Origin of the sequence: Actinoallomurus rhizosphaericola, assembly GCF_024055675.1 — a bacterium.
GTDB lineage: Bacteria > Actinomycetota > Actinomycetes > Streptosporangiales > Streptosporangiaceae > Actinoallomurus > Actinoallomurus soli.
The window spans coordinates 223,832-242,173 of sequence record NZ_JAMXMW010000006.1; the positions used below are offsets into that span (position 1 = coordinate 223,832).

The 18,342-nt window shown below is 68.2% G+C and carries 18 protein-coding genes and 1 tRNA gene; 13 read left to right on the top strand and 6 right to left on the bottom strand.

The features are described 5' to 3' along the window. The first annotated feature begins 39 nt into the window (after positions 1 to 39). Positions 40 to 1,035 carry an ArsA-related P-loop ATPase gene (locus NE234_RS16470; RefSeq protein ID WP_252781160.1) on the top strand — a complete coding sequence of 332 codons (996 nt, stop codon included), beginning with the start codon at positions 40 to 42 and terminating at the stop codon, positions 1,033 to 1,035. Beyond that, positions 1,032 to 2,183 (top strand): ArsA family ATPase, encoded by a 1,152-nt coding sequence (locus NE234_RS16475; RefSeq protein WP_252781161.1) that lies wholly within the window; start codon positions 1,032 to 1,034, stop codon positions 2,181 to 2,183. The genes NE234_RS16470 and NE234_RS16475 overlap by 4 nt, the downstream gene beginning before the upstream one ends. A gap of 194 nt (positions 2,184 to 2,377) precedes the next feature. On the opposite strand, the gene NE234_RS16480 is transcribed toward NE234_RS16475, so the two are convergent. Beyond that, the gene (locus tag NE234_RS16480) at positions 2,378 to 2,686 is read right to left on the bottom strand and encodes a WhiB family transcriptional regulator (RefSeq protein WP_252781162.1); all 309 of its coding nucleotides are present in this window, start codon (positions 2,684 to 2,686) and stop codon (positions 2,378 to 2,380) included. Between the two features lie 239 nt (positions 2,687 to 2,925). Between NE234_RS16480 and NE234_RS16485 the strand changes: the two genes are divergently transcribed. Beyond that, entirely contained in the window at positions 2,926 to 5,250 is a 2,325-nt protein-coding gene (locus NE234_RS16485; RefSeq protein WP_252781163.1) for a penicillin-binding protein, read from the top strand. A gap of 73 nt (positions 5,251 to 5,323) precedes the next feature. Here the strand turns inward: NE234_RS16485 and NE234_RS16490 are convergent, their stop codons facing one another. Then, on the bottom strand, positions 5,324 to 5,773 hold the full coding sequence (locus NE234_RS16490; RefSeq protein WP_252781164.1) for a GatB/YqeY domain-containing protein: 450 nt from the start codon (positions 5,771 to 5,773) through the stop codon (positions 5,324 to 5,326). Between the two features lie 66 nt (positions 5,774 to 5,839). Here NE234_RS16490 and NE234_RS16495 point away from each other — a divergent pair, with 66 nt between their 5' ends. The 3 genes from NE234_RS16495 (at position 5,840) to NE234_RS16505 (ending at position 7,928) form a co-directional block, all read left to right on the top strand. Next, the gene (locus NE234_RS16495) at positions 5,840 to 6,742 is read left to right on the top strand and encodes a metallophosphoesterase (protein ID WP_252781165.1); all 903 of its coding nucleotides are present in this window, start codon (positions 5,840 to 5,842) and stop codon (positions 6,740 to 6,742) included. Between the two features lie 156 nt (positions 6,743 to 6,898). Next, positions 6,899 to 6,972 (top strand) — tRNA-Pro (locus NE234_RS16500). A gap of 446 nt (positions 6,973 to 7,418) precedes the next feature. Beyond that, entirely contained in the window at positions 7,419 to 7,928 is a 510-nt protein-coding gene (locus tag NE234_RS16505) for a hypothetical protein (RefSeq protein ID WP_252781166.1), read from the top strand. 298 nt (positions 7,929 to 8,226) lie between these two features. Here NE234_RS16505 and NE234_RS16515 read toward each other — a convergent pair whose 3' ends face one another. Together NE234_RS16515 and NE234_RS16520 are read right to left on the bottom strand one after the other, a co-directional pair. Next, positions 8,227 to 8,943 (bottom strand): site-specific integrase, encoded by a 717-nt coding sequence (locus NE234_RS16515; protein ID WP_252781167.1) that lies wholly within the window; start codon positions 8,941 to 8,943, stop codon positions 8,227 to 8,229. After that, positions 8,925 to 9,194: an N-terminal phage integrase SAM-like domain-containing protein gene (locus NE234_RS16520; RefSeq protein ID WP_252781168.1), complete on the bottom strand. Its 270-nt coding sequence runs from the start codon at positions 9,192 to 9,194 to the stop codon at positions 8,925 to 8,927. The genes NE234_RS16515 and NE234_RS16520 overlap by 19 nt, the downstream gene beginning before the upstream one ends. A gap of 19 nt (positions 9,195 to 9,213) precedes the next feature. Between NE234_RS16520 and NE234_RS16525 the strand changes: the two genes are divergently transcribed. Continuing rightward, complete coding sequence (locus NE234_RS16525; protein ID WP_252781169.1) at positions 9,214 to 9,981, top strand: HAD family hydrolase; 768 nt, start codon at positions 9,214 to 9,216, stop codon at positions 9,979 to 9,981. A 415-nt stretch (positions 9,982 to 10,396) separates the two neighbouring features. Further along, positions 10,397 to 12,316, top strand: a complete 1,920-nt coding sequence (locus NE234_RS16530) for a tetratricopeptide repeat protein (RefSeq protein ID WP_252781326.1) — start codon at positions 10,397 to 10,399, stop codon at positions 12,314 to 12,316. Between the two features lie 652 nt (positions 12,317 to 12,968). Here NE234_RS16530 and NE234_RS16535 read toward each other — a convergent pair. Both NE234_RS16535 and NE234_RS16540 read right to left on the bottom strand, forming a co-directional pair. After that, on the bottom strand, positions 12,969 to 13,328 hold the full coding sequence (locus tag NE234_RS16535; protein ID WP_252781170.1) for a hypothetical protein: 360 nt from the start codon (positions 13,326 to 13,328) through the stop codon (positions 12,969 to 12,971). Positions 13,329 to 13,566: 238 nt separating this feature from the next. Further along, complete coding sequence (locus NE234_RS16540) at positions 13,567 to 13,866, bottom strand: NUDIX domain-containing protein (protein WP_252781171.1); 300 nt, start codon at positions 13,864 to 13,866, stop codon at positions 13,567 to 13,569. Positions 13,867 to 14,171: 305 nt separating this feature from the next. Here NE234_RS16540 and NE234_RS16545 point away from each other — a divergent pair, with 305 nt between their 5' ends. The 5 genes from NE234_RS16545 to NE234_RS16565 all read left to right on the top strand — a co-directional run bounded on the left by NE234_RS16545 (position 14,172) and on the right by NE234_RS16565 (position 18,285). Further along, positions 14,172 to 14,576 (top strand): hypothetical protein, encoded by a 405-nt coding sequence (locus NE234_RS16545; protein WP_252781172.1) that lies wholly within the window; start codon positions 14,172 to 14,174, stop codon positions 14,574 to 14,576. A 91-nt stretch (positions 14,577 to 14,667) separates the two neighbouring features. Continuing rightward, positions 14,668 to 15,396 carry a hypothetical protein gene (locus NE234_RS16550; RefSeq protein WP_252781173.1) on the top strand — a complete coding sequence of 243 codons (729 nt, stop codon included), beginning with the start codon at positions 14,668 to 14,670 and terminating at the stop codon, positions 15,394 to 15,396. Continuing rightward, the gene (locus NE234_RS16555; protein WP_252781174.1) at positions 15,393 to 15,755 is read left to right on the top strand and encodes a transcriptional regulator; all 363 of its coding nucleotides are present in this window, start codon (positions 15,393 to 15,395) and stop codon (positions 15,753 to 15,755) included. Before NE234_RS16550 ends, NE234_RS16555 begins: the two co-directional genes overlap by 4 nt. Further along, positions 15,752 to 16,489: an ABC transporter ATP-binding protein gene (locus NE234_RS16560; protein ID WP_252781175.1), complete on the top strand. Its 738-nt coding sequence runs from the start codon at positions 15,752 to 15,754 to the stop codon at positions 16,487 to 16,489. Before NE234_RS16555 ends, NE234_RS16560 begins: the two co-directional genes overlap by 4 nt. 5 nt (positions 16,490 to 16,494) lie before the next feature. Beyond that, on the top strand, positions 16,495 to 18,285 hold the full coding sequence (locus NE234_RS16565; RefSeq protein ID WP_252781176.1) for an ABC transporter permease: 1,791 nt from the start codon (positions 16,495 to 16,497) through the stop codon (positions 18,283 to 18,285). Positions 18,286 to 18,342 lie beyond the last annotated feature (57 nt).

Here is an 18,342-nt window from a genome sequence, read left to right on the forward strand (position 1 = left end):
CTGCGAACGCGTCGCCGGACGGACGATAACCTCACAAGAGTGAGCGCGAGAGACACCGACTGGGACGGTGTACGGCTGCACGTCGTCACTGGTAAGGGCGGCACCGGCAAGACCACGGTGGCCGCCTCTCTGGCGCTCGCCCTGGCCGCGGGCGGCCGGCGGGTCCTGCTCATCGAGGTGGAGGGCCGCCAGGGGATCGCCCAGCTGTTCGACTGCCCGCCGCTGCCGTACGAGGAGCGCAAGGTCGCCGTGGCACCGGACGGCGGCGATGTGTACGCCCTCGCCGTCGATCCCGAAGAGGCCATGCTCGAGTACCTGGAGATGTTCTACAACATCAAGAGGGCGGGCAAGGCGCTCAACAAGATCGGCCTGATCGACTTCGCGACCACGATCGCGCCGGGCCTGCGCGACGTCCTCCTCACCGGCAAGGCGAGCGAGGCCGTGCGCCGCCGCGACAAGAGCGGCCGCTTCATCTACGACGCGGTGGTGATGGACGCCCCGCCGACCGGCCGCATCGGCCGGTTCCTCAACGTCAACGCCGAGGTCGCGGGGCTGGCGAAGGTCGGCCCGATCCGCAACCACGCCGACACGGTCATGCGGGTGATCCGCAGCCCGGAGACCGCGGTCCACTTCGTCACGCTCCTGGAGGAGATGCCGGTCCAGGAGACCCTGGACGGGGTCGTGGAGCTGCGGGAGATCGGCCTGCCCGTCGGCGGCCTGATGATCAACATGGTGCGGCCGCCGCTGCTGCCGGCCGAGGAGCTGGCGCTGGCCGTCCGCGACGAGCTCGACGTCGAGGCGATCCGCGTGGGGATCAAGGCGGCCGGCATCGAGGACCGCACCGCCGAGATCGCCGACGCGCTCGCCGAGGAGGCCGCCGACCACGCGCGGCGCAGCGCCCTGCAGGAGCGGGAGAAGGCCCGCCTCGCCGACGCGCACGTGCCCCAGTACGAGCTGCCGCACCTCAGCGACGGGATGGACCTCGCCGGGCTCTACGAGCTGGCCGCCGAGTTGAGGAGGCAGGGAGCAGCGTGACCGCCGCCGAGAAGACCCCGCCGGACTTCTGCATCGACGACCTGATCGACGACCCCGACACGAGGATCATCGTCTGCTGCGGGTCGGGGGGCGTGGGCAAGACCACGACCGCCGCCGCCGTGGGCGTCCGCGCCGCCGAACGCGGCCGCGACGTCGTCGTGCTGACCGTCGATCCCGCCCGCCGGCTCGCCCAGGCGCTGGGCCTCACCGAGCTGGACAACACTCCGCGTCTCGTCGAGGGCGTCGACGGCGAGCTGCACGCGATGATGCTCGACATGAAGCGCACCTTCGACGAGATCGTCGAGGCGCACGCCGAGCCCGAACGCGCGCAGCAGATCCTGGCCAACCCCTTCTACCAGTCGCTGTCGTCCAGCCTGTCGGGGACGCAGGAGTACATGGCGATGGAGAAGCTGGGCCAGCTGCACCGGTCCGGCGCCTGGGACCTCATCGTCGTCGACACGCCGCCGTCCCGTTCGGCGCTGGACTTCCTCGACGCGCCGGAGCGGATGGGCCGGTTCCTCGACGGCCGATTGATCAAAATCCTGATGGCCCCCGCGAAGGCGGGCGGCCGCTTCGGGCTGAAGGTCGTGACCGCCGGCTTCGGCATGTTCACGAACGCGATCACGAAAGTGCTCGGCGGTCAGCTGCTGAAGGACGTCCAGACGTTCGTGCTGGCCTTCGACACGATGTTCGGCGGGTTCCGGGAGCGGGCGGAGCAGACGTACCGCCTGCTGCAGGCACCCGGCACGGCGTTCCTCGTCGTCGCGGCCCCGGAGCCGGACGCGCTGCGCGAGGCGTCGTACTTCGTCGAGCGCCTCGCCGAGGAGCAGATGCCGCTGGCCGGGATGGTCCTCAACCGGGTCCACACGTCGGACGCCTCGCACCTGTCGGCCGTACGCAGCGAGGCCGCCGCGGAGACGCTGGAGGATCGCGGCGCGCATCCCCTGGCCGCCGCGCTGCTGCGGCTGCACGCCGAGCGGATGCACGTGACCGCGCGCGAGGCGCGGCTGTGTGAGAGCTTCACCTCGTCGCACCCGACGGTTCCGAGGGCCACGGTCGCGGCCATGGCCGAGGACGTCCACGACCTGGACGGGCTCCGGTGCATCGCGAGGGATCTGGCGGGCGAACACGAAGAGCCCGCGGCCTGATCACCACCGCACCCGCTCCGTACGAGACGAAGCGTACGGACTGAGCACCGTACGGGACCGAGGTGGCCCTGCGGGCTGAGCCGCTGTACGGAGCGACGCCGGAGGAACACGCGGCCTGATCGATCGGGCGTTTCGTGAGGGAGCCTGGCCGGCCGGGCGCGGCCAGGCGGTCGATCGGCGGACGACTCGCCGGATCAGCTCGCGACGAGCTCTTCGTCCGGGTCCTGCGACCGCTCGTACCGCTCCTTGGCGGTCTCCAGCAGCTCTCGCCACGATGAGACGTCCGGGCGCCGACGAAGCAGCGCGCGGCGCTCGCGCTCCGTCATGCCGCCCCAGACGCCGAACTCGATGCGGTTGTCGAGGGCGTCGGCGAGACACTCGGTGCGCACTGGGCAGCCGCGGCAGATCAGCTTGGCCCGGTTCTGAGCCGCACCCTGCACGAACAACGCGTCGGGATCCGCGTTACGGCAGGCGGCGCGGGCGGTCCAATCCGTGATCCACATCTTGGCCCCACTCCCCTTGGGTCGGTTGTCGTTTGCGAGCCCCGGCCGGACGGGCGCGGACGTCAGGCCGCCATACGAAAGCCGTGGGGAGAAACTTACGGAAGAGCGCGCGACTTCAACAGCCCCCGATGGGTCCATTCTTGAGATAGCCCCTACGGGCCATGGCAAGGCAACGAACTAGTCATCTGGCTCGGCGAGGTGCCCCATATGCACCTCTCGTCCCGCGTAACCTATGTCGCGTGACAGTTGAGAAAGCAGACCGGGAACACGCCATCGTCAAGCTGCTCCGCCTCATAGGGGCGGCACTCGTGGCCGGAGTCCTGGTCAGCTTCCTCGCCCTGCCGGCCGTCGGCAGCGCGGGAATGGCGACCCGGGACGCCTCCGACAGCTTCAACAAGCTCCCGGCCGACTTCAGCATCCAGCCGCCGCCGGAGCGCACCACGGTCTACTCCGCGGACGGCCAGGTCATCGCGACGTTCTACCACCACAACCGCGAGTCCGTACGCCTCGACCAGGTCTCTCCGCTCATGCAGAAGGCGGTCGTCGCGATCGAGGACTCGCGCTTCTACCAGCACGGCCCCCTCGACATGAAGGGCTCCGCCCGCGCGCTGGTCACCAACGCCCAGGAGGGCGGGGTCAAGCAGGGTGGTTCGACGCTCACCCAGCAGTACGTGAAGAACCTGCTGGTCGAGAGCGCGGACAACGACAAGGAGATCGCGGACGCGAAGGCCCCGACGTTCGGCCGGAAGCTGCGCGAGCTGCGGTACGCCGTGAACGTCGAGAAGCACCTCACCAAGGACCAGATCCTGCAGGGCTACCTCAACATCGCCTACTTCGGCGCCGGCGCGTACGGCGTGCAGGCCGCGGCCCAGCGGTACTTCAGCAAGGACGCCGCCGATCTGACCCTGCCGGAGGCGGCGCTGCTGGCCGGCATCACCAACAGCCCCAGCTACTACGACCCGACCATCTTCCCGGACCACGCCCGTGATCGCCGCAACACCGTGCTGTACCGCATGGCCGAGCTGAAGATGATCACCAAGCAGCAGGCCGACCAGGCGGCCGCGCAGCCGATCAAGCTGCACCCCAAGCTGCCCAAGAGCGACTGCGTCGACAGCAAGGTGCCGTTCTTCTGCCAGTACGTGAAGAACGAGATCCTCGGCAACCCGGCGTTCGGCAAGACGCAGACAGACCGGGAGAAGCTGCTGTACCGCGGTGGCCTGACGATCCGCACGACGATCGACATGAAGGCGCAGAAGGCCGCGCAGGCGGCGCTCAGCAGGCGTCCCAGCCACAGCAGGACCGCGACCGAGGCCATGGTCAAGCCCGGCACCGGTGAGATCAAGGCCATGGTGGTCAGCCGCACCTACGGCACGAACGTCAAGAAGGGCGAGACCCAGCTGAACCTCGCCGCCGACTACGCGCACGGCGGCAACCTCGGCTACTCCGCCGGGTCGACCTTCAAGATCTTCACGCTGGCGGCCGCGCTCGACAAGGGCATGAGCGTCGGCACCTCCTTCCCGGCGCCCACCAACACCACGGTGTCGGGATACCGGGACTGCAAGGGGAACGGCTCCGAGCCCTGGCCCGTCCAGAACGCCGAGAAGTCCAAGGCCAAGTCCGCCAACCTGGAGACCGGGACCTGGGAGTCGATCAACACCTTCTACGCCTACCTGGAGCGGTCGGTCGGGCTCTGCGACGCCGTCAAGATGGCGCAGAACTTCGGCATGAAGCGCGCGGACGGCAAGCCGCTCCAGCAGAACCCCGCTCAGGTCCTCGGCACCAACGAGATCGACGTCACCCACCTCGCCGCCGCGTACGCCGGCTTCGCCGCACGCGGCGAGTACTGCACGCCGATCGCGATCACCGAGGTGACCGACTCGAACGGCAAGAAGATCAACGTGCCCAAGGCCAAGTGCACCAAGGCGGTCGACACCGACGTCGCCGACGAGGTCACGAGCATCCTGCAGGGCGTCCTCACCAAGGGCACCGCGCGGGGTGAGGGCCTGGGCCGGCCCGCCGCGGGCAAGACCGGCACCTGTGAGAGCTTCACCTGCGCCGTCTTCGCCGGCTACACCCCCGACCTGGCGGCCGCCGTCTGGTACGGCGACCCGGAGGCGCCCTGGGGCCACCGCAACTACGGCGTCTACGGTGCGGACGTCGCGCCGATCTGGCGGGCCTCGATGCTCGGCGCGCTGCGCGGGACGAGCGCCTCCTCCTTCCACACGCCGGTGAAGGACTTCGGGACGCTCGACCAGCAGACGGTCCCCAACGTCCAGGGCATGCCGGTGCAGCAGGCCAAGCAGAAGATCGAGAAGGCCGGGTTCAGCGTGCAGATCTCGCCGCGCGCGGTCGACTCGAACCAGCCCGCGAACACCGTCGTCTACACCTCACCGAGCAGCGGACAGCAGGCCGACCAGGACACCACCGTCATCCTGTTCCTCAGCAACGGCAGCGGCTCGGTCGGCGCCGGCGGCGCTAACGCCAACGGCAAGGGCAAGCGCGGCAACGGCAAGGGCAACGGCAAGAAGGGCGGCGGCTTCAGCTGGCCGCCGTTCGGCAACTGACCTCCGGAACGGCACAAGGTCCCGTCCCCGGCCGAGCCGGGGACGGGACCTTTCTCGTATGCGCGAAGAGCGGTCAGCCGGCGAGCTGACGCTTGACCTCTCCCGAGACCCGCTTGCCGTCGGCGCGGCCGGCGACCTTCGGCGTGACCGCCTTCATCACCTGGCCCATCGCCCGCGGCCCCTCCGCGCCGATCTCCGCGATCGTCGCGGCCACCAGATCAGTCAGCTCGGCGTCGGACAGCTGGGCCGGAAGATAGTCATCCAGGACCACACCCTCGGCCCGCTCCGCCTCCGCCTGCTCCGTACGGCCCGCGTCGGCGAACGCCTCGGCCGCCTCGCGGCGCTTCTTGGCCTCCCGCTGCAGCACCTTGACGATCTCGTCGTCGGAGAGCTCGCGCGCCCGCTCGCCCGCGACCTCCTCGTTGGTGACGGCCGTCAGCGCCATGCGAATGGTGCGGGTGCGCACCTCATCGCGTGCCTTCATCGCGGCCGACAGGTCGGCCTGCAGCTTCTCCTTCAACATAGGAACAATCTTGCCCTGCGTACGGGCTTCGGCGCCCGGCAATAATCGGTGCGTCGTTCTGGCACGATGGGGAGGGTGCGAAAGAGATACGCGATCCCCCTGGGCGTCCTCGGCACCGGGGTCGCCGGCATCGGTTACGCGTCGGTCATCGAGCGCAACTGGTTCCGGCTCCGCCGCTACGACGTGCCGGTGCTCGCCCCCGGCCAGCGGCCCATCAAGATCCTGCACATCTCCGACACGCACCTGACGCCGGGCCGCCGTCGGCTGATCAAATGGGTCAGCGCGCTCGACGCCCTCGAGCCCGACCTGGTCGTCAACACCGGCGACTCGATCTCGCACCGCGACGCCATCGGCCCGTTCCTCGACCTGCTCGGGCCGCTGCTGGACCGTCCGGGCGTCTTCGTGTACGGCTCGAACGACATGTACTCCCCGGTCCCGAAGAACCCCGCCCGCTACCTCTGGCGCACGAGCCAGAAGGACTACAGCAAGCGGCGGACCGTCCCCGACCTGCCGTACCGTGAGCTCGGCGCCGCGATGACCGCCGCCGGCTGGCTCGACCTCAACAACGCGACCGGCACGATCAAGGCGGGCGACACCGAGATCTGGCTCGGCGGCATCAACGACTCCCACATCAACAGGGACCGGTACGACGAGATCGCCGGCCCGGCCCAGGGCCCGCTCAGCATCGGCGTCATGCACTCGCCCGAGCCGCGCAACCTCGACCGCTTCGTCGCCGACGGCTACCAGCTGCTCCTGGCCGGCCACACCCACGGCGGCCAGCTCTGCGTCCCGTTGTACGGCGCCCTGGTCACCAACTGCGGCATCGACCGGGCCCGTGTGAAGGGCCTCAGCCGGCACGGTGACGCCTGGCTGCACGTCTCCGCCGGCCTGGGCACCTCCCCGTACGCCCCGGTCCGCTTCTGCTGCCCCCCGGAGGCCTCGCTGTTGACGTTGGTCCCGGCGTCCTGAGCGGCGCTTCGGCCTTGATCCCTGGCACCCACTGCGCCCTAGGGTCGGCATCCGCCAGGGATCAAAGGCCGGTTCGGCGGTAACCATGGCGCGGGGAGGGTCAAAAGTCCGCTAGACTCGTCGAGGCGCAGGCGTTGAAAGACGACCTGCAGCCACCGGGGTGTAGCGCAGCTTGGCAGCGCGCTTCGTTCGGGACGAAGAGGTCGTGGGTTCAAATCCCGCCACCCCGACACAGGTCAAGGGCCACTCGCGATCATCGCGAGTGGCCCTTCTTGCTGGCGTACAGCAGCGAAGTACAGCAACGCCTACGAGCGAGCTGCTTGCCAAGACGCTCCAACGCTCGGGAAGCACAAGGCTCCGTAAGTTGACTTACGGAGCCCCGTCGGGGACCCCTGCGTAACGATGGTTCTCCCCTTCACCGAGTTACAGCAGCGCCTACGAATCGAGTTGCTTGCCGAGACGCTTCAACGCCTTGAGCGTCTTGCCGTCGGACACCTCGGTGTAGACGTTCATGGTCACGTCGATCTGAGCGCGTCAAGGGGTGCAGGGCGCCCCAGGGGACGTCGAGCGCGCCAAGCATACTTTTAGACCCTTATCTACAGGGGTTGCCAGGTATCGATTCATCCAATACCGTTAGACCTGCCAACCCCGGCCAAGCAAGGTCTCTGGAGGTGTGATGATTCAGATCACGCTCGGCAAGAAGAAGCCCGTCGACCCCGACAGTGATCCTCTCCAGCGTTCGCAGATCGGCTGGGAAGAAGGCTTGACAGGCGAACAGCTCTTCGCGACCGCTCGCGGCACCTGGGTCATGGGTACGAAGGCCGATCAAGAACGGTACGCCGTCATCAGCGGTGACGGCCGCATCCGCGGGGCCATCGAGATCGATGAGATCGAGCCCACCAATGACGGACGCCGTGCCTTCATCGGCCGGCTCCTACAGCCCGGCGATCCCGTCTACGACCACTACATCGGCAAACGAGCCCCCAACGGCAAACAGCAAAACCCCATCACCTACTTCTCCTCGCCTCTCGACCAGCGTGTCTGCGCCTGCGACTGCGGCACCCCTATAACACGAGGCGATTTCCTCCCCGGCCACGACCAGCGCGCTATTCACGAACGGATCGCCAAGATCGGCACCGTTAAGAACTTCATCGCCTGGTTCGATGAAACGTGGCCTGCCGGCTGACACCGGCCGAACCCAACCGCGAGCCAAGGCCCATCCACGAAGAGCGCGCAGGTTCCGATCCCAGGCCATCCAGGATCTCCGGAACCTGCGCGCTTCCGCTTCCGGCGTGATGATCTACTGGCACGTGGAGCGCACGAATGTCTGTATCTACTCCTAGCTCGAGAGCTGTTCGTCATCTGAGGTCGCGGCGGTGATCGAGGGTCTGCTGCGACGCTGCACGGATACCGAGATCGAGTTGAACTACGTCGAACACACGGCGCGAACCTCGTCGGTTCACCTTCACCAAGTAGAGCAACGCCTACGAATCGAGTTGCTTGCCGAGACGCTTCAGCGCCTTGAGCGTCTTGCTGTCGGAGACCTCGGTGTAGACGTTCATGGTCACGTCGATCTGAGCGTGCCGCAAGATGTGCATGGCGACGCGGGGATGTACGTCGAGCGCAGCGAGCAGCGTGGCGCAGGTGTGCCGAGTGTCGTGAACGGTGATCCGGCGAACGCCCGCTCTGTCGCACCTCGTCTCGAACCGGCGGTTGAAGTTGCGCGGCTCGAACGCCGTCCCGTTCCGGGTGGTGAAGACGAGACCCGACTCTGTCCACTCCTCCCCCACCGCGGCCTTGCTCTGCTCCTGGTCCTTCCGCCGGGCACGCAACGCGGCCACGCAGATCTCCGGGAGGGGCAGCGTCGCGTCCGAGGCTTCGGTCTTGGTCTCACGGTGAAGGAGCTGTCCCCGAACCCGCTGGAGCTGCCACATGATGTCCAACTCACCGGCGTCGAGGTTGACGGCACTCCACGGAAGCCCGATGACCTCACCCTCGCGGAGACCCAGAATGAGGATCAGGACGTACGCCGCGTAGAGCGGATCACCGTCCCGCTTCGCCGACTCCAGGAAACGGCGCGCCTCGTCGACCGTCCAGGGCTTCACCTTGCGCTTGCGCGGCTTGGAGACCTTGAGCAGGCCGGCCACGTTCTTGGCGATCAGCTCCTCAGTGACCGCGTTCGTCAGCGCACTGCACAGCACCGTCCAGGCATCCCGGATGGTCCGGCCGGAGGCGATCTGTTGGCAGAGCAGTACCGCTTACCCCGCGCGCAGCAGCGCCGCTTCTTCTCCGGTCGCCGGGCGTCCTTGCCCTGGGCGCAGCACTGGCAGGTCTCCCGAAGCGTGTTCAGCCAGGCCCGCACGTCCCGCACGGCGAGCTTGTCGAGCCGCTTCTTGCCCAGGCCCGGCAGGATGTAGAGGCGCGTCAGGGTCTCGTACGTCGCGCAGGTCAACGGCGCGTAGTCCGGTTCCTTGACGACCTCCCGAAGCCAGTACGCCAGGTACTCGGCCAGGACCGGCGACTTAGTAGCAACGACCCCGCCCCGCACTGCCCTGGCCGACGTCCTGGCCCGCAGCCGGCATCTGCTGTTCGACTTCGACGGCCCGATCTGCGGGATCTTCTCCGGACTGCCCGCCCCCACCATCGCCGCCCACCTACGCGACCTGGTCACGGGAGAAGGCATCGAGATCACGGGGGACGCCGCAGCCTCCGGTGATCCGTTCGACGTGTTGCGCTACGCCGCGACCATCAGCCCGGACCTCACCCGGACCGTCGCGGCCGAGCTGCGCGCCATGGAACTTCGCGCCGTCGAGGTAGCCGACGCCACCCCACACGCCCGACAGGTCATCGAGACCGCCCGCAACGACGGACGCGCCATCGCCGCCGTGAGCAACAACTCCCGCGAAACAGTCGCGCGCTACCTCACGACCGCCGGCCTCGCACCGATGTTCACCGCCATCATCGGCCGCACCGAACCAGACCCCCGGCTGCTCAAACCCGACCCCCACCTCATCGGCCAGGCCGCCAAGGAACTGGACGCGGCACCCGCCGACTGTGTTTTGATCGGCTACTCCCTCAGCGACATCCAGGGAGCACACAACGCCGGAACGCTCAGCATCGGCTACGCCAACAAGCCCGGCAAGCTCGAACGCTTCACCACCGCCGGAGCCGACGCCGTCATCACAGACATGGCCGAACTCATCCCGCACCTCACCAGGCGGCAGCCCGCTACCGACTGACCAGGAGACAGCGAGACACCGCCGCGAGCACCAGACGAGACACCAGCGCTCCAGGGGCGAAAGACGGCCAGACCTGCCGGATGAGGACTTTCTTTACGTCTTCAAGGGCGCCCCGGCTACGCCGGGCCGCCGGCGGCCGCCCGGCCCTCGGGCCGGGCCTGCGGCCTCTGCGGGCCGATCCCGGCCCGAACCGGGCGGCCGCCCCACTCGCGTGGAGGCGCCATGAATCCGGGGAAGCAGACCATTCCGGCTGGGCGATCGTCATCTGCCGGGGTCACGATTGCGCTTCTGTCTGGTTTTGCGGTGTGTCGGGTGGCAGCCTGGATCGTCGAGGCGGGTTAGAACGGGGTGCGCATTGGGTCGGCAGGACTGGTTTGGGCGGGGCGGTATTTGGGCTGTCGTAGCGGCCTTGTTTGTGGCTGTTCCGGCCGTGATGACGGCGGCGGGGGTTAAAGACTGGCGGTTACTCGCGCTGGGGGCCGCCACTGCTGCGGTGGCGGGGGTGTTCGCCGGCCCAGCGCAGGAACGTTTCAAGAGTCTCATCACGCGCCGCGATGAACAGTCCAAAGCACTCGCTGCGGGCAGCATCACCACGGGTGGCAGAGCCTTGCGGGTGCGTGATGTCACCGACCCGATCCGGCTTGGGATCCATCCAGCCCCGGCACTACGCCGATACGGCCACGGTGCCGCGTCGGCGATGGCCGAGCGGGTACCGGTGTACGTTCCCCGCGACATCGATGAGGAGATACGGCAGACGATCGCCCGCAGTGGTTTCGTGTTGCTGGTCGGCGACTCCGCGGCCGGGAAGTCGCGGGCTGCGTTCGAGGCGATCGTTGCGGAACTGCCTGATCATGTGTTGATCGCCCCCACCGACCGGAAAGCGTTGCCCGCCGTGCTGAGTGAGGCGGCGCTTCATCGACGGTGTGTGCTGTGGCTCAACGATCTGGAGAGATATCTCGGCGCTGAAGGCCTTACCCGCACCGCCGTTGCCGGGCTGCTGGCTGGGAATAACCATCGCGTGATCGTCGCCACGCTGCGTGCGACCGAAGAGGCCCGATACCGCGATGCCGGCGAACTAGGGGACGGGGACGCCCGTCAGCTTCAGCAAGATGTCCATCAAGTCTTGGACCAGGCCCACCGCATCCATGTCGGACTGTCGTTCACGCCCGCAGAACGCATCCGCGCCGAAGACCTGGCTACCGAGGATCCGCGGATCAGCGACGCCCTCACCCATGCCGACGCATACGGAATCCCCGAATACCTTGCCTGCGGTCCGCAGTTCCTCGCCGAATGGGAGAACGGTTGGGCAAAGGGCACCCATCCCCGAGGCGCCGCGCTGATCGCCGCCGCCGTCGATTGCCGTCGCGCTGGATACACCGACCCTCTACCTCGTGCACTGCTTGAAGAAATCCACACCCACTACCTCGCTGAAAAAGGCGGCACGCGGCTGCGCCCCGAAGCTATCGAGAAGGCGTGGGAGTGGGCGACGAGAGTTCGGGACAATGGCAACGCGCTCCTCCAGGACACCGAAAGCGGAACCGTGGAGGTGTTCGACTACCTCACCGACATCACCCAGCGCCATACTCCGCCCGGCGACCATGTCCCCGACCACATCGTCACTGCCACACTCACTTACGCAAGCCCCGTCGACGCCCGCACCATCGCCGGCACCGCCCACGCGCAAGGGCGCTATCAACTCGCGGAAAAGGCCAGCCGCCAAGCCCTGACCGCAAACACCGAACAACTCGGACCCGATCACCCGGACACCTTGACCAGCCAGAACAACCTGGCTTTGGCGCTGTCTGATCTGGGACGGTTGGAAGAGGCCGAGGCCGAACACCGCGCCGTCCTAGATGCCCGTATTCGGGTGTTGGGGCCAGAGCACCCGAACACCTTGACCAGCCGGGGCAACCTGGCTGTGGTGCTGTCTGAACTGGGGCGGCTGGAAGAGGCCGAGGCCGAACACCGCGCCGTCCTAAATGCCCGTATTCGGGTGTTGGGGCCAGAGCACCCGGACACCTTGACCAGCCGGAACAACCTGGCTTTGGTGCTGTCTGAACTGGGACGGTTGGAGGAGGCCGAGGCCGAACACCGTGCCGAGTTGGAGGCGTGTATTCGGGTGTTGGGGCCAGAGCACCCGAACACCTTGACCAGCCGGGGCAACCTGGCTTTGGTGCTGTCTGAACTGGGGCGGCTGGAAGAGGCCGAGGCCGAACACCGCGCCGTCCTAGATGCCCGTATTCGGGTGTTGGGGCCAGAGCACCCGAACACCTTGGCCAGCCGGAACAACCTGGCTGCAGTGCTGATTCGGTTCAAGCAGAAAGAGAATGGCTGACGCGCCGCTTCCGGTCCTCGCAGCCTAGCGGCTCCTGCGGTCCGGGTCGGCTTGTCCTCTGATCACGGCGGTTCTCGCCGCGCATCGGAATGACGCTCGTACAGCACGCAAGTACAGCAACGCCGCAACACAGCACCAGCCACGGCCGTACGTCACCACATATCGGGACAGGACATGCCAGCGCTGGCTATGGCTTTGCCGAGAGTTCGGGACGAAGAGGTCGTGGGTTCAAATCTCGCCACCCCGACCAGCCCAGAGGCCCTGTACCGCGACGGTACAGGGCCTCTGTCCATGTTCGGCCGCCTAAGAGGCCGCCTATCGCCTCTGGCCAGGCCGACTTCGATCCGAACGCCTTGCCGATGATCTCGGCTTCTCCTGTGATGACCGGGCGGAGCTCCTGCCGTTAGACGGCCTCGGTAGTCGCGGTCGTTTGGCGTGACCGACCAGTCGCGCGATCCGCTTGATGGGCGCGCCGTGCCTTATGACTTAGGGCCATCCCCGAGACGGTCTTTGCCTGCTTTGGGGGTAATCGCGCTGGTAGGGCGGGTATCCGGAGTCGAAAGCCGGCGACGAAGGGATCCGATCATGAATCAGTGGCGCAAGAGCACGCACAGTGATCCTTGGTTTACCGAGTGCGTGGAGGTGCGGGTGGTCACCTGGCAGGAGCTCGAGGATACGGCGAGCAGCTAGAGCCGCGTCCGAGACCGCTCAACTGGCTGTAGGTCACCAGCGCGGGCAGCGTGACCGCGCTGGTGTCCGCTCCCTCCCCGGGCAGTTCCAGGGTTCCGCGCCAGGTCTGCACCGTGATGGATGCGACGATGCGGCAGCGGCACATCACGAACTCTACGTCGCCGTAGGAGTACAGGCACGGCCACCCGTGGCGCTCGTCGATCCGCCCGATGTCCCATGGCATCCCGTAGACGGCGGCCAATTCGTGAAGGCCGGCACCGAGGTGAAGCGACCCGACCCTGCCGGTCGATCCGAACTCGACCAAGACGTCGAGTACATCCATTCGCAGAACCCTCTTGTACGCCCACACGACACTGCGGCAGATCCTCGAACAACCTGCCGATCATGGCATCCACCCCTCGGGCCACGACCGAGGTCGACGCCTCGAACGCATCGCCGGAGGTTCTCCGAAGGACTGCTGAACCGCGATGAGCCGCGACCTCCCGGAATGACCACCCCCGGAACCCGCTGACGTTCTCATCGGCGAGTTCGTCGTCGGACAGCATGCCACGCGGCCGGAATCACTCGGTACGGACGAGGAAGTAGTCGTTCACGACGCCGTCATAGCCCGGCGCGTGGTCGGTCCCCTCGACTCTTTGACGCCCTACGTGCGGCGGGTCGGCGTCGATGACGAGACCTACCTCTTCGAGCAGTTCCCGGCGCAGTGCGGCGAGCGCCGGCTCACCGGTTTCGACGCCCCCACCGGGAGCCGCCCACACGACGGTCCCCGTCGTCTGCGGCAGGGTGAACCGGCACAACAGGATGCGGCGTCTTCGTCCAGAACGATGGCGCGCACCGAGTGCCGCAATCTCCGAGGACATCGCGGAAGCGATAGCCACACCCCTGGACGCGGCGAGATCATCGAAGGATGAGCCGGCATCAGTGGAAGGCGTTGCGCCCGGCGAGCGGCCGGTCCATGACAGGAGTGAGACGCCGTCGCGGTCGCTCGGCCTTGGTCGCCATGCTGGTTCTCCCGGGCATGGCGGCATGTTCGAGTCCTGGTGCAGGCGGCCGCGTCGATACCTCATCACCGCGGCGTACCTACCAGAGCCTGGTCACGATCGTCCCTTCCCGCCATGTCTCCTACCCCCAGCAGTTACCGCCGGGGGGATGCTCGCTCGAGGGGATGCCACCGGACCAGTACCCCATCTGGCTGTGCGTGCCGGGCATGGTCACCTCCGGCGTGAACGAGTCGAACTACCCGACGACCGGGTGCGACCCGGCCTACGAGCGCCGTATGCGACCACCCACCTCTGAGCTCGAAGAGGCGACGCGCCGGGTGCGGGAGGAGTTCCGCCTGGGTCCTCCAGTGCACTGGCGGCTGGACTGGCTCGTGCCCTTGTCGCTGGGTGGCGCCAACGACCTGCGGAATCTCTGGCCCATCCCCTGGCCCGAGACCGCGGCGCGGAAGAAAAAAGTGGATCAGGACATATTCCGGGCGGTCTGTGCCGGGACCGTCAACCTCACCGCGGCACAAGGTGTCATAGCGGGCAATTGGGTCTTCGCAGAGCAGTCCCTCGGTATCGACTGATCGGGACCGACGACGGCACCCGCTCCCCGGGCCCGTCACACGTCTGAGGAAGTCTGTTGCGGAGATCGGTTTGTAATGGAAACCTGCTGCCATGACAGACGAAGCGGCCGCCGCCGCGGACATCGCCCGAGAGGTGCTCTCGACCACCCGGCAACTGGCCCGGCGCGTACGCCGTGCGCAGCGCGGCACCTGGTTCCCGCTCGTGCTGCTCGGCCTGGTGGTCCTCGCGGCCGCGCCCTTCTACCGCTTGGGCCGGCACGCCGTCACCTGCGACCCGACCCGGGGCGCCCGCGGCGGCGTCGAGATCATCAGCGGCGGCGCCTGCACCCAGGTCGTCGGGTGGCCCGCCGGCGTCTACTGGCTCCTCGCCCTGGTCATGGCGTACGCGGCGATCGCCGCCTTCTACGTCTACCGGGCGCGCAGCCGCGGGGTCGGCGCCCGCATCCTGCCGTACGTGGGCGCGGGAATCGCCGCCGGACTGGTCTTCGGCATCGCCTCCGCCTGGGCTCGGCAACTCGGCCTGGAGGAATACTCTCCGGGCGGTCCGGTCGCCGTCGGGCTGGTACCGCTGATCTCCATCGGCCTGGCGCTGTTCGTGCTGGCCCGGGTGGAGGGCAACCGGCCGCTCTTGGCGTTCGCCATCGGTTATCTGGTGATCGCGGTCCTGACGTGTGGGATGGGAACGCGGAGCCTGGGGCTGCACATCCGCTTCGACCTCGCCCCGACGTGGAACTTCCTGCCGGGCCTGGTCGTCGCCGGCGGTGTGCTGCTCCTCGGCGGCGTGGGCTTCGCCCTGGCCGAACGGCGGCGCAGGGCATGACCCATCCGGCGAACGCACTCGACGACGTCGTTCACCAGCGCATCCGGCTGGGCATCCTCACCGTCACCCACGAGGCACGGCGAGTGGAGTTCGGCTTTCTGCGGACCACGTTGGACCTGACCGCCGGCAATCTGTCCCAGCATCTGACCGTGCTGGAGAAGGCCGGGCTGGTGGAGATCGAGAAAGGCTACGAGGGCAGACGCGGCCGTACGTGGATCGCTCTGACCGCAGCCGGCAAGAAAGCGCTGTACGACGAGATCGCCCAGCTCAAACAGCTCATCCGCCAGGTCGAGGAGGCTCCTGCGGCCGGCCCGGCCGCCGAACCCGCACGGATCGACAACGAACGTGAGGGCGGATGAACGAGTTCGGCGGTGTGCTGCAGGTGTGCGGCCTGTTCAAGGAGCATGGCCAGGGACAGAGCTTGGTTCGCGCGGTCGGCGGAGTCGACCTGTACGTTCCGGCGGGGCAGATGCTGGCGGTGATGGGGCCCAGCGGCTGCGGGAAATCCACACTGCTGCATCTGCTGGGGGGCCTGGAGCGGCCCACCGATGGACAGGTGTGGCTGGCCAGCCGGCGCATCGACACCGCGAGTGAGCGGGGTCTGGCCCGGCTGCGGCGCCGGTCGGTGGGGTTCGTCTTCCAGGCCTTCCATCTGGTGGAGGAGTTGTCGGCGGCGGAGAACGTGGAACTGCCCGCGCTGTTGGCCGGGCGCTCGGCGCGCGCGGCCAGGCGCCGCGCGGCCCTCCTGCTGGAGCGGTTCGGGCTCGCCGACCGCGCCCGGCATCTGCCCGGGCAACTGTCGGGAGGACAGCGTCAGCGGGTGGCCATCGCCCGGGCCCTCGCCAACGAGCCGCCGGTCCTGCTGGCCGACGAGCCGACCGGGAACCTGGACACCGCGGCGACGCTCGATGTGCTGCGGATCTTCGCGGACCTGCGTGCCGCAGGGCAGACCCTCGTGGTCGTCACGCATGACGGGCGGGTCGCGGCCACCGCGGACCGGGTGATCTCGATGCGCGACGGGATGTTCGTCGACGACACCCGGCCGGCAGGCGGCACCGGGCGCCTCGACGGCCCGTTCGGGTCGGAGGGCTGACGGCCGTGGGCCGCATCCTGCTCGTGTTCCGTCTCGTTCTGGCCGACGTGCGCCGCCATCCCGGCCAGGCGGTGATGCTCCTGGTCTCGATCACCGCCGCCACCGCCATGCTGAGCGTGGGCATGTCGCTGAACGGCGCGACCGAAACGCTCTACCGGCAGACCCGTGCCGCCACCGCAGGTCCGGACTTCGTGGCGTTCTCCCCAGGCACCGGCCGAACCGCGACGTCGGCCCTGACTTCGTTGGCGCACGCGCCCGAAGTCGTCGCCCACAGCGGACCGTACCGCCAGTTCTACACGACCCTCACGGCGCACGGCGCCACGGCGAACGTGGTGATGCAGGCCGCCGATGCCACACCCGGCCCGACCGACCGTCCCTTGGTCACCTCGGGCACCTGGGTACGCCCCGGAGGCGTCGTGATCGAACGCGGCTTCGCCAACGCTCTGGGCGTCCACGTCGGCGACCATGTCACCGTCGCCGGCCACTCGCTTCCGCTCGTCGGGATCGCCGTGACCGCGGCTTACACCGTCTACCCGTTCGCGCAGATGGGGGTCGACGGGCTGAGCGACTACAGCGGTCTGGTCTGGCTGAACGAGCCGGACACTCGAGCGCTGGTCTCCCCGCATATGTCGGTGACCTCCGCCATCTACCTGAAGTTGCGTGACCCCGCCGCGACCGGAGCGTTCCTGGACTCACACCGGGCGTCCGTGGATCCCACCCAGGCCACCACGCACTTCGTCACCTGGCAAGACATGGCCGTCCAAGACTCGGTCATGCTCAAGGACGGCCAGCCGATCCTGGTCATCGGCAGCTGGCTGCTCTGTTTCCTGGCCATCGCCGGCGTGGCCACGCTGGCCGCCGGACGCGCCGCCAGGCAGACCCGCCGGGTGGGACTGCTCAAGGCCGTCGGCGCCACACCCGGCCTCATCGCCGCCGTCCTGCTCGCCGAATACCTGACCCTGGTGCTCCTCGCCGACGCACTGGGGCTGACCGTCGCACGGCTGACCGAGCCCACCATCATCAACCCCACCGCCAGCCTCATCACCGCCGCCACCGGACCGACCGGCACCACCATCGCCGTCACGACCATCATCGCCTTGGCCGTGGCGGCCCTCACCACCCTCGGCCCGACCATCCGGGCCCTGCGCACCGAAACCGTCACCGCACTGGCCGACACCGCCCACCAGCCCCAACACCGAGCCCACCTGACCAGGATCTCCGCACTGCTGCCGACCCCGCTCCTGCTCGGGCTCCGCCTGATCGCCCGCCGACCCGGCCGCGCGTTCCTGCACGCGTGCACCATGACGGCCGCACTGACCACGATCACCGCGCTGCTCATGGAATACGCCCAGCCCGCCAGGGGCTACGGCCTGGACGGCTCTCCCAGCCTGACCAACCTGAAGGACGCCCAAGGACGACACCTGATGCTGGCCGTCACCGCCGCGCTGATCACCCTCGCCGTCATCAACACCATCACCATCACGTGGACCACGGCACAAGAAGCCCGCCCCACCATGGCCATCGCACGCACCCTCGGCGCCACCCCCGGACAGATCACCGCCGGACTCTCGGTCGCGCAACTACTGCCGACCCTGCCCGGCGCGCTCGCCGGCATCCCCCTGGGCATCATCCTGTGCCTGCCGTTCACCGCGGGGAACGTGACCTGGCCGCCCGCGTGGTCGCTGCTCACCGCCGCACTCGCCGCCCTACCGGCGACAGCCGCGCTCACCGCCATACCCGCCCGCATCGCAGCCCGCCGATCCGTCGCGCAGACCCTCAGCGCCGAGGCGACCTGAGGGGAGAGCGCCGCCGGCGTCGAACACGGAGTGCCCTTCTCGGCGTCGGCGGCGCGC

Coding starts and splice junctions, on each gene's coding strand:
- NE234_RS16540 (WP_252781171.1), bottom strand. CDS start 13,866: ATGTCCTCGGAGATTGCGGCACTCGGTGCGCGCCATCGTTCTGGACGA.
- NE234_RS16505 (WP_252781166.1), top strand. CDS start 7,419: ATGATTCAGATCACGCTCGGCAAGAAGAAGCCCGTCGACCCCGACAGT.
- NE234_RS16490 (WP_252781164.1), bottom strand. CDS start 5,773: ATGTTGAAGGAGAAGCTGCAGGCCGACCTGTCGGCCGCGATGAAGGCA.
- NE234_RS16550 (WP_252781173.1), top strand. CDS start 14,668: ATGACAGACGAAGCGGCCGCCGCCGCGGACATCGCCCGAGAGGTGCTC.
- NE234_RS16535 (WP_252781170.1), bottom strand. CDS start 13,328: ATGGATGTACTCGACGTCTTGGTCGAGTTCGGATCGACCGGCAGGGTC.
- NE234_RS16495 (WP_252781165.1), top strand. CDS start 5,840: ATGGGGAGGGTGCGAAAGAGATACGCGATCCCCCTGGGCGTCCTCGGC.
- NE234_RS16560 (WP_252781175.1), top strand. CDS start 15,752: ATGAACGAGTTCGGCGGTGTGCTGCAGGTGTGCGGCCTGTTCAAGGAG.
- NE234_RS16555 (WP_252781174.1), top strand. CDS start 15,393: ATGACCCATCCGGCGAACGCACTCGACGACGTCGTTCACCAGCGCATC.
- NE234_RS16480 (WP_252781162.1), bottom strand. CDS start 2,686: ATGTGGATCACGGATTGGACCGCCCGCGCCGCCTGCCGTAACGCGGAT.
- NE234_RS16545 (WP_252781172.1), top strand. CDS start 14,172: ATGCCACCGGACCAGTACCCCATCTGGCTGTGCGTGCCGGGCATGGTC.